A 13,362-nucleotide genomic window follows, 5' to 3' on the forward strand; every position below is an offset into this window, starting at 1 on the left:
TGATGGCAGAACGCATGGTTCTGCCAGGTTCATCCTGATTTGTGGATTCTAGATACGCGCACGTAGTACACGCCCCTTTATTCTAGTCGTACCCTCCAACGCCGGTCAAAGCGGCAGGGGCTGGAATGGCGGCCTGAAACCGCTTTAGAAATGCGTCAGGCAGTGCGGTGCGCGTTCGACGGCGAACATGAGTCGTGCCCGGAGTGCGGCACCGGACGCGTGTTCCTGAATCCGTCCCGCCGCCTTCAATGTCACCGGGCACACGGCGCCAAGGTAAATGGAGGCGAGATCGGCCACGTCCAGCGACAGGTCGGGTTGCACCCCGGCCGGTGCTGCCGAAACACTGGCCTCACCGGCGCTGACGTCCAGGATGAAGGTTCCGCCGGCGAATCCCAGGGCGTCCTCGACGGCCAGGACCAGCCGCCCGTCTGAGGAGTATCGGCGGGCGCCGAGCGCCTGAACGCTGTCCAGGATCCGGAGCCAGAGCATGTCCCGGTGGTCGGAGGCTTCGACGCAGCGCGGGTCCGCAAGCGCCCACACCAGGGGATCGTCCACCGGCGCGTCGGCCCAGCTGACACGCTGGATGAGGTCGATGCTGCCCAGGAACTGCCAGAGCTCCAGGTAGGCATCATCCGTTGCTGCCACAAGGTCCACGACTTCCACCGTGTAGGGCTTGGTGTCCCAGCCGGCGAATTTATAGGCAACGTAGCCATCCACTGCACCGGCAGCGTTGTAATGCAGCGCGCACTTGATGGCCTCGTCTTCCTTGCCGTCGCGGCCCACGGTTCCCGAGACGTTCTGCCGGTAGGCATCCTGCCGGACGATGGAACCGGGAGTGTGGCGGTGCACGCGGTCGAACACTTCAGGGGCCAGTTCGAGGAGCACCTTCCGGTCGGCGATCTCCACTGTGCCGGAAGGCCGGTGGCGGAGGTCGAACCGTGGACCGGTATCCACCTTGATGCTGCGCTCAAACGTAGCCACGCCGTAGCCGAACCTGCCGTAGATGGAGCCCTCGGAAGCGGTCAGCGCCGCAATGGCCACGCCGTCCGCCTTCGCCGCGGTAAGGTCTTCGGTCATCATGCGGCGCAGGAGGCCCTGGCGCCGGTGGGTTCCGCGCACGGTCACCGCCGTCACCATGTGTGTGAGGAGCTGGCGGCCGTAGCCCACATTGAGGTCGCGCCGGAGTGTGCCGAATGTTGCCACCGGGATACTGGCACCCAAGGCATGCTGGGCCACTGCACCCGTCTGGTAGACGCCGGTCAGCTCACGTCCGTCCGTGCGGTACATGGCCATGATCTTGTCCACGTAGTCGTCGTTCCGGCGGGTGTCGTGGAATCCGAAGCCCACGGCCTGGATCCACTCGGTTCCCTGCTCATATCCGGGCACACCTTTCTCGGCTGCCCTGAAACGACGGATCTCGTACTTGTCTGCCACGTGTTGCTCCCCCTTGAACGGAATGAATCACCGCGCAGGACGCCGGGTTGGCGGCGTCCTGCGCGTCCTGAAACTGTTAGTGCCCGGCGTCGTACCAGCTCGGGCCGACGCCGATCTGGACGTCCAGGGGCACGCTGAGGTCCGCGGCGGAGCCCATCTGCTCGGTGACCAGCTTCTCCACCGTTTCCCGTTCGCCGGGGGCAACCTCAAGCACCAGTTCGTCATGGACCTGGAGCAGCATGCGCGATTTCAGGCCCTGGGCCTTCAGCTCCGCGTGAACGCCCAGCATGGCCCGTTTGATGATGTCTGCCGCCGAGCCCTGGATCGGTGAGTTCAGCGCGATACGTTCCGCATTTTCGCGCAGCTGCCGGTCCGTGCTGGTGAGGTCCGGCAGGTACCGCCGGCGGCCCTCGATGGTGGCGGTGTAACCGTCGATCCTGGCCTGGTCCACCACGCCGCGCAGGTAGTCGCGGACGGCCCCGAAGCGGTCGAAGTATTCCTTCATCAGCGTGCGTGCCTCGTCAACGGAAATCTCCAGCTGCTTGGAGAGCCCGAACGACGTCAGGCCGTAGGCAAGGCCATAGGACATTGCCTTGACCTTGGAACGCATCGCGCTGGTGACCTGGTCGGTGGGGACGTGGAAGATGTTCGATCCGACGAACCGGTGCAGGTCCTCGCCGTCCCGGTACGCCTGGATCAGGCCTTCATCGCCCGAGAGGTGCGCCATGATCCGCATTTCGATCTGCGAATAGTCCGCGGACAGGAGGCATTCATAGCCGTCGCTGACCACGAAGATGCCACGGACCCGGCGGCCCTCCTCGCTGCGGATGGGGATGTTCTGCAGGTTGGGATTGTTGGACGAGATCCGGCCGGTGGCGGCGACGTTCTGCGCGTACGTGGTGTGGATCCGGCCGTCCTCGGTCACGGACTTCTTGAGCGACTCCAGCATCTGGCGCAGCTTCGAGGACTCGCGGTGCGCCATCAGCTGCACCAGGAATTCGTGCCCGGTCTTTTCCAGCAGGTTCTTCAGCGAGGCGGCGTCGGTGGTGTAGCCGGACTTGATCTTCTTCGTCTTCGGCAGCTGCAGCTCCTCGAAGAGCACGGTCTGCAGCTGTTTGGGCGATCCCAGGTTGACCTCGTGGCCGATGGCAGCGAAGGCAAGCTCCTGCGCGTTGTCGATCACCTTGGCCAGGTCAGCCAGCTGTTCATCCATCCGCTGCATGTCGATCGCGATGCCGGCGAGCTCCATGTCAGCCAGCACCCTGCTGACCGGCAGCTCAAGGGTGGAGAGCAGTTCCTCCGCCTTGCGCTCCTTCAGCTCCGCTTCAAAGTAGCGGCTGAGCGTCTGGACGACGGCGGCGGCGTGGACGAGTTCGCCGGCTGCGGCCGAGTCATCGCCGTCGAACGCCAGCTCCAGCTGTCCGGCCTTCGCAACGGCGGGAGAGATTTCGATGTTGAGGTGGTGCTGCGCCAGCTCCGCGAGCTCGTAGGTGCGGCGGTCGGGCTGGATGAGGTAGCCGGAAATCGAGGTGTCGTCCACGACCCCTTCAAGTTCCAGGCCGCGGGCCGTCAGGGCCTTCAGGGCGGCCTTGAAACCGTGCATCACCTTGGGCGCTTCCGGGTCGCGCAGCCACGCCGCCAGGACGTTTTCGGCCTCGGCGTCCTGGGTGGACAGATCGATGTAGGCGGCCGCTCCGTCCCGGACGATTGCCAGCGCGGCGGCGTCCTCCCCGATCCGTCCCGGAACGAGGTCGACGGCGAGGGCGGACCGGTGCCCGGCGCCTGCCGCCAGGAACGCGGTCAGCTCGGCTGCTCCGGCCGGCGTGGCGTACTCCGGGATGTCCAGGCTTTCCCGTTCGGCGAGGTCCACGTCGTCGCTCCCGTAGAGGGCAAAGAGGCGGGTGCGGATGGTCTTGAACTCCAGCTCGTCGAACAACTGCTCCAGGGCGGCCTGGTCCGGCCGCGGCTCGGCCAGGTCGTCCAGGGTCACGGGAAGCTCCAGGTCGGTGTGGAGCCTGTTCAGCCGGCGGTTGCGCTTGACGGACTCCACGTTCTCGCGCAGGGCGTCGCCAACTTTGCCGCCGATCGAGTCGAGGTGTTCCAGCACGCCTTCCAGCCCGCCGTAGAGGTTGATCCACTTGGCGGCCGTCTTGGGGCCGACGCCGGGCACCCCCGGGAGGTTGTCCGCCGACTCCCCTACCAGGGCGGCGAGGTCGGAGTATTCGGCCGGGGTGACGAAGTACTTTTCCTGGATGGCAGGGGCATCCAGGCGGGGAATGTCGCTCACGCCCTTCCTGGGGTAGAGCACGAACACGTTGTCCGTAATCAGCTGGAAGGCATCGCGGTCGCCCGTGACCAGCAGCACTTCGTAGCCTGCCTTTTCGCCCATGGCGGCGAGGGTTGCCAGGATGTCGTCCGCTTCGTAGCCGGGCATCTTGATGGTCTTGATACCCCACGCGCCCATGACCTTGTCGATGAGGTCGATCTGGCCGCTCATCTCGCGGGGCGTCTCGTTGCGGCCGCCCTTGTACTCGCTGTACTCGGCCTTACGGTGGGTGGTCTCATCGGAGACGTCGAACGCCACGGCGACGTGGGTGGGCTGCTGCTCCTTGATCAGGTTGATCAGCATGGAGGTGAAACCGTGGATCGCGTTGGTGTGCTGCCCTGCAGCGGTGGAGAACTTGTCCGCAGGCAGGGCGAAGAACGCCCTGAACGCCATGGAGTGCCCGTCCAGCACCAGGAGGCGGGGCTGGTCGGTGATGGGAATCACGGGGGCCACGGTGGCGGAAACCGGCTCCGCGGTACGTGTGGTTTTGCGGGCGGGCTTGGCCGCAGCCACTGAGGCGGACTCAGTTGAGGGTAGGACGTCTGCTGCAGTGCCTGCAGCAAGAGGGGCAGGGGCCGGTTTGGTAGTTTCACTCACAGGTGCCAGCCTAGTTCCCATGATGGACAATTTCACGCCCGGACAGTTCGCCGACGAACTGGCAGCCGCCGGCGTCCCCGAAGAAATGCATGAGTGGCTCGGCGAATACGGCGTCGGGGCGCTGGTGGTGAAGATGGGGATTCATTTCCTCGAAATGAGCCCCGAACGCACAGTGGCCACCATGCCGGTTGAAGGCAACACCCAGGTGGCCGGGATCCTGCACGGGGGCGCCCACGTGGTGCTGGCCGAGACCCTTGGCTCGTTCGCTGCCGGGATGCATGCCGGTCCGGGACGGCAGGCTATGGGGATCGAGGTGGGAGCGACCCATCACCGGGCCATTGCCGCGGGCACGGTGACAGGAACCTGCACGGCCATCCATCTGGGCCGTACGCTCACCACTCACGAGGTCGTGATGACGGACGAGCAGGGCCGCCGGCTTTCCACTGCCCGCATCACCAACCTGATCCGGGACATCGCCCCCTGACTTCCCTTAACCGGGCCCGTCAGCCGGGCAGGTTTCAGCCGAGCCGGTACCGCAGTTCCACGATTCCCCTGCCCATGGTCTTGGACGCCACCAGCTCCAACGGCCGGGTGGGGCCGGTCTTGATCGGCAGCACAGGCTTACCCGAACCCAGCACCACCGGGATGATGGAAACGATGATTTCGTCCAGCAGGCCGGCGTCGGCGAATTGGGCCGCGAGCTCTCCCCCTCCCACCAGCCAGATGTTCTTGCCGGCCGCCTCCGCCGCGAAGTCGTCCATGAACTCGCGGACGTCGCCGCGGATAAACGTGATGTCCGCTCCCCGCGGCGCGGAATGTTCGTGGTGCGTGAAAACCCAGCTCGGGGTGTCAGGGTAGGGCCAGTTGCCGGGCTCGTGCTCCATGAGCCAGGCATACGTTTCGCCGCCCATCACGATGCAGCCGACGTCGGCCATGAACGTTTCGTAGCTTTCCCGGCCGCCCTCGAACCCGTCGAACTGGAGGAGCCATGCCAGGTCGTCGTCGGACGTGGCAATGAATCCGTCGAGTGACGAGGCCACAAAATATTGGAGACTGGACATGGGCCCAGCCTAGTCATTTGGACTCGGGGTTCCCATACTCCACGCGCATGCCGGGATCATCGCGGAGCACCACCACTTTGCCGCTGCGGAGCGTCCAGCCCTCGTTGAGCAGGAATATGCGTCCGCCGCTGACCACCAACAGCCGCAGGCCGCTGTACTGGTACACGGGATGTTCCGCTGTTCCGCTGGACTGTTCGCGGACGTTGGGCGCGCTAATGCCCAGCCGGTCCTTGCTGTACACCACGGCCGTGGGCAGGAGCGCGGACCGTTCCTCATAGCTCACCGCCAGCCCCCGTCCCAGCGCCTGGGCAAAATCGGAGGTGCCCCAGAACAGCAGCAGGGTCACGAGGCAGAACACGAGCGTCTTCTCGGACCCCCGCGACAGTGCGGCCAGGCTGCGTCCGGACGCTTCCGCGGCCCGCCGCCAAAGACTCAGGCCCCAGGCCGCGAGCAGCACGCCGCCGGCCATGATGTAGGGCACGAACAGCACGGTGCGTTCCGGCTGGACGATCACCACCAGCCACATGGCAGCTGCACAGGCCAGGCCGACAAACAGAATCACCGCCGCGAGCCGCCGGATCCCCGCCACCCTGCCGGCGGCGAGGTGTCCGGCCAGGAACCGGTCCAGGGATAACCACGCAACAGCGACAAGCAGCAGCCAGACCAGCGGAATGAACAACGACGGGATGCTGCGGAGCACGAAATCCTGCACCGTGTAGCCGAAGAGGCTGACGTCCAGTCCCATCGCCTTCGCCTGGGCATCAGTCCGTGCCCAGCCGAAGTAGACCAGCAGGGCGGTGGCAATGGTTAGAGGCGGGCCGATGACCGCCAGCATGTCGACGGCGCGCTTCCAGCGGGGGTCCGCCTCCGGTTCGCCGCTCATGGCTGCGGTTCCGTCAGCCGTGTTGTCGACCCGGACTGCGGCGCGGACTGCGGCGCGGACGCCGGCGGGGTCGTGGCGGGGCCTGACGTGGGCGGTGCAGTCGGGGTGGGGCCGGGACCGGGCGGAGACTGGTCGGAATACACCAGCACTGCCGCGCCGGAAACCGGCGGAGTGGCCTCTACGGTGACTCGGACAGCGGACGTTCCTGTGGCCGGAGGGGCGGAAAAAACGAACGGACCGAACTGCGGGCCGAACTGCTGGCCGCCGTTGTCGATCGGAGTGCCGTCCACCAGGATTCTGTCCACGTTCACGAAGAACCCTTCCAGCCGCACCTGGGTGCCGCCGGCGGCGGAAACGGCGGGGACGGGCTGGCCGGCGAATGGCCCGTCAAGGACAGTCAATCCTGTCAGCTGCCGGGGGCAGTCATCGCCCACTCCTGCTGAATCCACTTGAAGCCGGACTCCCGGGTGGGCGGCCCGGAGGTCCACGGCCTGGCGCAGGGATTCCGTGACCTTGATTTCCCAGCACCTTTCGGGCGGCAGGCCCGCCACGCCGGAGAGCGCAGACCTGGCCCGGTCCCAGTCCCCGGGCAGATCAGTGGCCAGCGCCTGGCAGGTGGCCTCCGCAGCTGTCCACACTTCAGGAAATGCCGTGTTGAGGGTCGACTCGCGCAGGCCGGCGCAGTCGCGGTTCCGCAGGAGTTCGTACAGAGTCCCCTCCGGCGGGTCGGAGGGCGCGGCCGGTCCGATGGGCACCCAGCGGATCACGACGGCGCCCGGAGCGGGCGGAGGCCCGTCGCCGGGCCCGGGCAACGGGGCAACCGTCGGCGGGGCGTTGCTGGAGGCCGTCGATGTGGTGCCGGACGCGGCAGCGGAAGCCGGCGCCGTCGTCGTTGTTGTTCCAGGGCCAGGAGGCGGGGAAGGCGGGATGACACATCCGCTGGTAAGGAAGAGCAGGCCCAGGGCCGCCATTGTTCCCGGCAGCCTGACCTGAAGCCGGCGTGGTCGTCGGCCTCGGAGCCGGCCGGCTTGACCGGCTGTCAGCCCGGCCGCTGCCACGGTTTGACTGTGCATGACAGACCCACCTGCTCGCGGTTCCCGGCGGGGGAACCGGCCTGGATAGAACCCTTCGGGATGACTCCCGGCATCGGCCGGCTGCGGGGCCGGACCAAACACGCTGAAACAGTGTTAACTATTCCCCCGATGGGCGATATCCGCCAGAGCAGCACCTTGCGTTCCAGCCGCGGGGCCGGGCCGCCGCTACTTGCTGAAGTACGGGATGATCAGGTACAGGCCGAACAGCACCGCGAGCCCGCACAGTCCGAAGCAGACGTACGCCAGCGACTTCATCCAACGCGGCGCGGCCTGCTCGGGGTCACCCGCGATCGCGGTGAACCGGACTCCGACGGAGTAAAGGACCACCACCGTCACGGCCGCCAGGAGCGTGGCGCCCGCCACTTGGACCAGTTCCAACCATTTCATTTGTCTCCACCGTTCAGCTTGTGGGCGCGGCTGGCGGCCAGTGCCTTCTTCTTGCGGAAGCGGACGGCCTGCCCTGCTTCCTCGACCTCCACGGCATTGTGGTGGCCAACATGGGACTTCCGGGACTGCACGAACATGAACAGCACTGCGCCGGTTCCGGCGACGGCGGCAATGATGACACCGACGATGCCGGTTTTCACCAGCAGGGCGGTCAGGGCGCCGACGATCCCGGCGGCGGGCAGCGTGAAGAGCCAGCCGACGGCGATCCGGCCGGCGGTGCCCCAGCGCACCGAGGTGCCCTTGCGGCCCAGCCCCGAGCCGATGACGGATCCGGACGCCACCTGGGTGGTGGACAGGGCGAAGCCCAGGTGCGAGGAAGCGAGGATCGCCGAGGCCGTGCTGGCTTCGGCGGCGAAACCCTGGGCGGGTTTGACGTCGGTAAGCCCGGATCCCATGGTGCGGATGATCCGCCAGCCGCCGGCGTACGTACCGATGGCAATGGCGAATGCACAGGCTGCGATGACCCAGAACTGCGGACCGGAGCCCGGCTGCTGCGTTCCGGCGGCAATCAGTACCAGGGTGATGATGCCCATGGTCTTCTGCGCATCGTTGGTTCCATGCGCCAGTGCTACGAGGCTGGAGGTGAAGATCTGGCCGGTGCGGAAACCACCACGCTTCTGGGTGAGCTTGCTGCCGGTCTCCGGGTCATGCCGGGACGTCAGCGCGTACGCGAGTCGGGTGCAGACGTACGCCACGCCGCCGGCGATGACCGGAGCGAAGATTGCGGGGAGGATGACCTTTTGCATGAGGGATTCAAAGTTCACCGAATGAATGCCGATGCCGGCTATCGCCGCGCCAATGAGGCCGCCGAAAAGGGCGTGTGACGAACTCGACGGGAGTCCCTTAAGCCACGTGATCATGTTCCACAGGATGGCGCCCATCAAGCCGGCAAAGATGATGTCCGGGGTGATCTGGATACCGTCGGACCCTTCCTTGATGATTCCGCCGGAAACAGTCTTGGCCACTTCGGTGGAAAGGAAGGCTCCGACCAGGTTCAGGACCGCTGCGAGGGCAACCGCCGTCTTGGGTTTGATGGCACCGGTGGCAATAGGCGTGGCCATTGCGTTTGCGGTGTCATGAAACCCGTTGGTGAAGTCGAAAAAAAGTGCCAGCGCTATAACCAGCGCCACCATGAAGGTGATTTCCACCTGTTGCCCAATCTGCAGAGTCGACGGTCAGCAGTTCCACTTCCCCTTTGCCCCGTCCGCACGCAGCGTTACCCCGGTGTTTGCCGGAAGTTCAGGTGGTGTTGTTCGGAAGGGGCTTGAAACCCTATCGATCGTACGCGTCAACGCCGTGAGGACAAAACAACCGGCGGTCAAAGGAATGCCCGCACCGCCTCCAGTTCAGCGCGGGACAATCCGCGCCTGGGCTGCGGCGAAACCAGCAGCAGCCGCCGGCCAAGGACGGAAGCCCATGCCTGGGCCTCGGCCTCGTAATCGAGCTGGTCGTCGATCCAGACGGCGCGGTCCGGAGCAACCGCCTCGATGTCCCGCTGCAGTGCCCGCAATTTCCACCATCCTTCGCCGCTGGCCAGTCCATTACTGGCCAGTACAGGCCATTCCTGCCCGGCAAGGCCGATCGCGGGGCACAAATAGTCCGGTGCCATCTCCTCCCAGCTGGTGAGCCAGACGCATCGGAGGCCGGGTGTCCGGGACAGGGCATTGAGGGACTCCACCAGCTCACCGGCGTATGCCACTTCAAGCAGGCCGGCATCGGAAATTCGCCACCGGCTCCCCCAGTCCGTGGTGCCGGCCGCCCCGAACGGGCAGATCACGCCGTCCACGTCCAGGTAGAGGGAGACATTCCTCACGCCGGGGTCCTTTCCTCCGGGAGCTCCACGTCCTCCAAGGGGGCTCCACAAAAAACGTTACCGACGGCAGGCGGGGCGGGCAACGGCTTCCGTGCCAACGGAAAAGTGCCGGACACGCTCACGTGTCCGGCACTTCCCAGGGTGCAGCGCTAGGGCCGGGGCATAAGACTAGGCGGGGACTTTCGCCGCCGCTGCCGCATCCCGGACCGCGGGAACTCCGTCGCCGGACTGGCCGTACAGCCAGTCGTTGTACTGGTAGTCGTTGTCCTTCCGGCTCTTGAAGAGCAGGTTGCGCAGCGTCCTGGCCAGCCCCGAGACGTGCCAGGATTCGCCCCAGACGCGGGCGGTGCGCTGGACCCGGGCGGTGCGGCCGGCGCGGATGGTGTTGAACTCCTGGATCGCACCGTCCCAGGCTGCCGGATTGACGCCGTCGGCCGTGAAGACGGTGCCTACGGTGGCGTCCTGCAGCACAGCAGCGTCCTCAAGCGCCTGGCAGGCGCCCTGGGCGAGGTACTGGAGCATCGGGTGCGCAGCATCGCCCATCAGCACCATCCGGCCGGCGACCCAGTTTTCGATCGGGTCGCGGTCGTACATGGGCCAGCGGATGCCGGTGGCCAGGTTCTTGAGTGCGTCCTGAACCGCCGGAACGCAGTCCTTGTAGGCTGCCTCCAGCTCGTCGACGCCGCCGTACTGCTCTTCGCCGCGTTCGAAGGAAGCGGATTTGAAGACGGCTACGGTGTTCAGCAGCTCGCCCTTGCGCAGCGGGTACTGCACGAGGTGGCAGTCCGGGCCAAGGTAGACGATGACGTCCTCGAGGTCGGTCCTGGGGGTGTTTTCGGTGATCGGCACAGTGCCGCGGTAGGCCACGTAGGCGGAGGGGACCGGCTCGTCGTTGGCCACGAGGGGACGCAGCGTGGATTTGAGCCCGTCGGCGCCGATCACGACGTCGGCCTCGAAGTCCACGCCGGCGGCCGTGTGCGCCACGCCGCGGCCGTTGACGGTTTCGACGCTCTCGACCATGACATCGTTGACCAGCGTCACGCCGGCGGCTTCACAGCCTTCGAGAAGGACGCGGTGCAGGTCGCTGCGGTGGATGACGACGTACGGGGCGCCGTAGCGTTCCTCGAACTCCGCGCCGAGCGTCTGGCGGGTCAGCTCCTCGCCGGTCACGGCGTCGCGGAACACCAGGTGCTTGGGCTGGACACCGATTTCCAGCGCCTTTTCCAGCAGGCCCCAGCGGCGGAGGACACGGGAAGCGTTGGGGGCCATCTGCAGGCCCGCGCCCACTTCGCCGAATTCGGGGGCACGTTCCACGAGGGTGACGTGGGCGCCGTTTTCACGCAGCGCGAGGGCTCCGGCCAGTCCGGCCATTCCCCCTCCGATGACCAGGACGTCAGTGGACAGGACATCGGTGGACGTGGCGTGCTCAGACATTGATAGCTCCTGTAGGTGAGGATGGGGTGGAAAGTTTTGACTTGAGTTTGAGTCCGACGGCGGCCAGCAGTACCGCTGCGATGGCGGCCGCCCCGGCGAAGGCGATGAAGTTGGAATTGACGCCCATTCCGGCGGCCAGCAGGAGGCCGCCCACCTGGGGTGCGACGACGGCGCCGATGCGGCCTGTCCCGAGCGCCCAGCCCAGCGCGGTGCCCCGCAGGTGTCCGGGATAGTGGCTCGCGACGGCGGCGATGATCAGGCACTGTGTGCCGTGGGTGCCGACGCCGGCCAGGACCAGCATGAGGTAGACCACGGTGACAGGCGGTCCCGCAACCAGTACCACCAGCGCACCCGCCGCGACGGCGGCGGCAGCGATCGCCGTCGGAATCGGACCGAACCGGGTCCCGGCCCAGGCGGTAATGACCGAACCGGCCACCGCACCCAGGTTGAGGGCCAGGGCGAAAGTCAGGGCGGAGCCCAGGTTGTAACCGGCCAGCTGCATGAGGTTGGGCAGCCAGGTGCCGAGTCCGTACCAGGCGAACAGGGTGGCGATCGTCGCCAGTGCGAACAGCAGGCTGACCCCCAGGTACGGTGCCCGGAGCAGGGAAGAGAAACCGGACGGTTCCCGGACTGCGGAGCCCTTTCCCGCGTTCTTCCGTGCGGCCTTTTCTGCTGCACTGACCGGGGTCAGTGTCTCCGGGAGGTATTTCAGTCCCAGCGGCACCACGATCACCAGGGCCAGGACTGCCGCGAGGAACATCGACTGCCAGCCGAAGGCCGGAATCAGCTGGATGCCGACCAGCGCGGCGATTGATCCGCCGATCGGGACACCGGACATCATCAAGGTGGCGATGGTGGACCGCCATTTAGTGGGAACGAGTTCGGCAACCAGGGCGTTCGCCGACGGCACCAGGCCGCCGAGCCCGATGCCGGCAAGGAGCCGCAGGGCGCCGAAAACGGCGGCGTTCGGAGCGAAGGCGCAGAGGACGGTGAAGATGGAGAAGACGACGGCGCAGCCCAGGATGGTGCGGCGGCGGCCCCACGAGTCGGCCATCCGGCCGGCAAAGATCGCACCGATCATCATGCCGAGGAACGCCATGGACCCGATGGTCCCGGCGGTGGCCTTGTTCAGGCCCCAGCCCGTCTCGGTGATCAGTGAGGACTGGACAGTCCCGTAGACGATGAGGTCATAGCCATCGAAGACCACCAGTAGCCAGCAGACGAGGACGGCGGCGGCCGAAGCTTTCGAAAACCGTGATGCAGGCCCATCAGCGGTTGTGGGGGCGGAAGCCCCCTGCGAGGACCGTTGCGGCACTGCAGCGGAGGGTGTGTGATTCATGCCACTACTGTCATGGCCGTTGGAGGTGAACCACAATACAATTCTGATGTGCAGAAAGAGCCAGCAGCCAAACCAGCCTCCAGGTCAGTCCGGAAACCCGTGCAGAAGCGGCCCACGTATTCCATCGAGGCAGTGGACAATGCGCTGCAGCTCCTGCAACTGCTCCGCGATGGAGGAGCGCTGCGGCTCAAGGACGCAGCCGAGGAACTGGCCGTTGCTCCGTCCACCGCCCACCGCCTCCTGGCGATGCTGGTCTACCGCGGGTTCGCAGTGCAGGATGAAACCCGCCGGTACGTGCCGGGCCCGGCCATGGGCGTCGGCCCCGCCGGGTTGAGCTGGACCCGGCTGCTCCGCTCGCTGGCCCAGCCGCACATGGAACTGCTGTCCGCGCAGCTGAACGAGACGGTCAACCTCATGGTGCGGGTGGGCACGAAAGTGCGTTTCCTGGCCACCGTGGAAGGAAACAATGTGTTGCGGGTTGGCGACCGGCAGGGGACGGTGATGCCCGCCAACAAGACCTCCGGGGGCAAGGCCATGCTCGCCGAACTGGAACCCGCCATGATCGACCAGCTCTTCCGCAGCAACAACGCCGAGATCGGCGGCGATACCATCCCGGACGCCGAGTACCCGGGGTTCCTGCGCGAGCTGGAGTCCATCCGCAGCAACGGCTTCGCCGCCAATTTCGAAGGCACGGAGGAGGGCGTGAGCGCTTTGGGGATCGCCCTGCACAACCGTCACGGAAAAGTGGTGGGCGCCCTCAGCGTCGCCACTCCGGCGACTCGTTTTCGCAGGGTGTTCGACGCCGGGCTGGTTCGCGCGATGCGGGAAACCTGCCGTCAGCTGGAGATAGACATCGCGGCCAATCCGGCCGACCCGGATTAGTAATTCTGACCAGCAGAATATGTTGGAGCTCACAGCGCAGCCCTCCGTAGAG

General features: G+C 66.2%; 13 protein-coding genes. 3 read left to right on the plus strand and 10 right to left on the minus strand.

Annotated elements, in window-relative coordinates; translation table 11 throughout:
- Positions 1-144: 144 nt before the first annotated feature.
- Positions 145-1,434 (minus strand): GNAT family N-acetyltransferase, encoded by a 1,290-nt coding sequence (locus tag AC6JAC_RS11860; RefSeq protein ID WP_497964806.1) that lies wholly within the window; start codon positions 1,432-1,434, stop codon positions 145-147.
- Positions 1,435-1,510: 76 nt separating this feature from the next.
- Positions 1,511-4,378 carry a DNA polymerase I gene (gene polA, locus AC6JAC_RS11865; RefSeq protein WP_497964808.1) on the minus strand — a complete coding sequence of 956 codons (2,868 nt, stop codon included), beginning with the start codon at positions 4,376-4,378 and terminating at the stop codon, positions 1,511-1,513.
- On the opposite strand from polA, the gene AC6JAC_RS11870 reads away from it, so the two are divergent.
- On the plus strand, positions 4,377-4,841 hold the full coding sequence (locus tag AC6JAC_RS11870; RefSeq protein ID WP_028269322.1) for a hotdog fold thioesterase: 465 nt from the start codon (positions 4,377-4,379) through the stop codon (positions 4,839-4,841). The genes polA and AC6JAC_RS11870 overlap by 2 nt on opposite strands.
- Before the next feature lie 34 nt (positions 4,842-4,875).
- Here the strand turns inward: AC6JAC_RS11870 and AC6JAC_RS11875 are convergent, their stop codons facing one another.
- From AC6JAC_RS11875 to AC6JAC_RS11885, 3 genes are read right to left on the minus strand one after another with little or no spacing between them, the layout of a single operon-like run.
- Positions 4,876-5,418, minus strand: coding sequence for a dihydrofolate reductase family protein (locus AC6JAC_RS11875; protein WP_347896605.1), 543 nt, complete (start codon positions 5,416-5,418; stop codon positions 4,876-4,878).
- Positions 5,419-5,431: 13 nt separating this feature from the next.
- Positions 5,432-6,301, minus strand: a complete 870-nt coding sequence (locus AC6JAC_RS11880) for a hypothetical protein (RefSeq protein WP_497964811.1) — start codon at positions 6,299-6,301, stop codon at positions 5,432-5,434.
- Entirely contained in the window at positions 6,298-7,056 is a 759-nt protein-coding gene (locus tag AC6JAC_RS11885) for a hypothetical protein (RefSeq protein ID WP_497964813.1), read from the minus strand. Before AC6JAC_RS11885 ends, AC6JAC_RS11880 begins: the two co-directional genes overlap by 4 nt.
- On the opposite strand from AC6JAC_RS11885, the gene AC6JAC_RS11890 reads away from it, so the two are divergent.
- A complete protein-coding gene (locus AC6JAC_RS11890) occupies positions 7,049-7,294 on the plus strand; it encodes a hypothetical protein (RefSeq protein WP_028269326.1) in 246 nt (81 codons plus the stop codon). The two genes, AC6JAC_RS11885 and AC6JAC_RS11890, sit on opposite strands and share 8 nt — an antisense overlap.
- A 266-nt stretch (positions 7,295-7,560) precedes the next feature.
- Here AC6JAC_RS11890 and AC6JAC_RS11895 read toward each other — a convergent pair whose 3' ends face one another.
- From AC6JAC_RS11895 to AC6JAC_RS11915, 5 genes are all read right to left on the minus strand, one after another.
- Positions 7,561-7,782, minus strand: a complete 222-nt coding sequence (locus tag AC6JAC_RS11895; RefSeq protein WP_028269327.1) for a hypothetical protein — start codon at positions 7,780-7,782, stop codon at positions 7,561-7,563.
- Positions 7,779-8,990, minus strand: a complete 1,212-nt coding sequence (locus AC6JAC_RS11900; protein ID WP_043437366.1) for an inorganic phosphate transporter — start codon at positions 8,988-8,990, stop codon at positions 7,779-7,781. The genes AC6JAC_RS11895 and AC6JAC_RS11900 overlap by 4 nt, the downstream gene beginning before the upstream one ends.
- A gap of 170 nt (positions 8,991-9,160) precedes the next feature.
- Positions 9,161-9,655, minus strand: coding sequence for an HAD domain-containing protein (locus AC6JAC_RS11905; protein WP_028269329.1), 495 nt, complete (start codon positions 9,653-9,655; stop codon positions 9,161-9,163).
- Positions 9,656-9,823: 168 nt separating this feature from the next.
- On the minus strand, positions 9,824-11,089 hold the full coding sequence (locus tag AC6JAC_RS11910) for an FAD-dependent oxidoreductase (protein WP_497964816.1): 1,266 nt from the start codon (positions 11,087-11,089) through the stop codon (positions 9,824-9,826).
- Positions 11,082-12,428: an MFS transporter gene (locus tag AC6JAC_RS11915; RefSeq protein ID WP_497964818.1), complete on the minus strand. Its 1,347-nt coding sequence runs from the start codon at positions 12,426-12,428 to the stop codon at positions 11,082-11,084. Before AC6JAC_RS11915 ends, AC6JAC_RS11910 begins: the two co-directional genes overlap by 8 nt.
- Positions 12,429-12,476: 48 nt before the next feature.
- On the opposite strand from AC6JAC_RS11915, the gene AC6JAC_RS11920 reads away from it, so the two are divergent.
- Entirely contained in the window at positions 12,477-13,310 is an 834-nt protein-coding gene (locus AC6JAC_RS11920; protein WP_347896590.1) for an IclR family transcriptional regulator, read from the plus strand.
- The last annotated feature ends 52 nt before the right edge of the window (positions 13,311-13,362 follow it).

The organism is Arthrobacter sp. KUASC02 (assembly GCF_059739395.1).

Coding starts and splice junctions, on each gene's coding strand:
- AC6JAC_RS11890 (WP_028269326.1), top strand. CDS start 7,049: ATGGGCACCCAGCGGATCACGACGGCGCCCGGAGCGGGCGGAGGCCCG.
- AC6JAC_RS11895 (WP_028269327.1), bottom strand. CDS start 7,782: ATGAAATGGTTGGAACTGGTCCAAGTGGCGGGCGCCACGCTCCTGGCG.
- AC6JAC_RS11880 (WP_497964811.1), bottom strand. CDS start 6,301: ATGAGCGGCGAACCGGAGGCGGACCCCCGCTGGAAGCGCGCCGTCGAC.
- polA (WP_497964808.1), bottom strand. CDS start 4,378: ATGGGAACTAGGCTGGCACCTGTGAGTGAAACTACCAAACCGGCCCCT.
- AC6JAC_RS11875 (WP_347896605.1), bottom strand. CDS start 5,418: ATGTCCAGTCTCCAATATTTTGTGGCCTCGTCACTCGACGGATTCATT.
- AC6JAC_RS11915 (WP_497964818.1), bottom strand. CDS start 12,428: ATGAATCACACACCCTCCGCTGCAGTGCCGCAACGGTCCTCGCAGGGG.
- AC6JAC_RS11870 (WP_028269322.1), top strand. CDS start 4,377: ATGATGGACAATTTCACGCCCGGACAGTTCGCCGACGAACTGGCAGCC.
- AC6JAC_RS11910 (WP_497964816.1), bottom strand. CDS start 11,089: ATGTCTGAGCACGCCACGTCCACCGATGTCCTGTCCACTGACGTCCTG.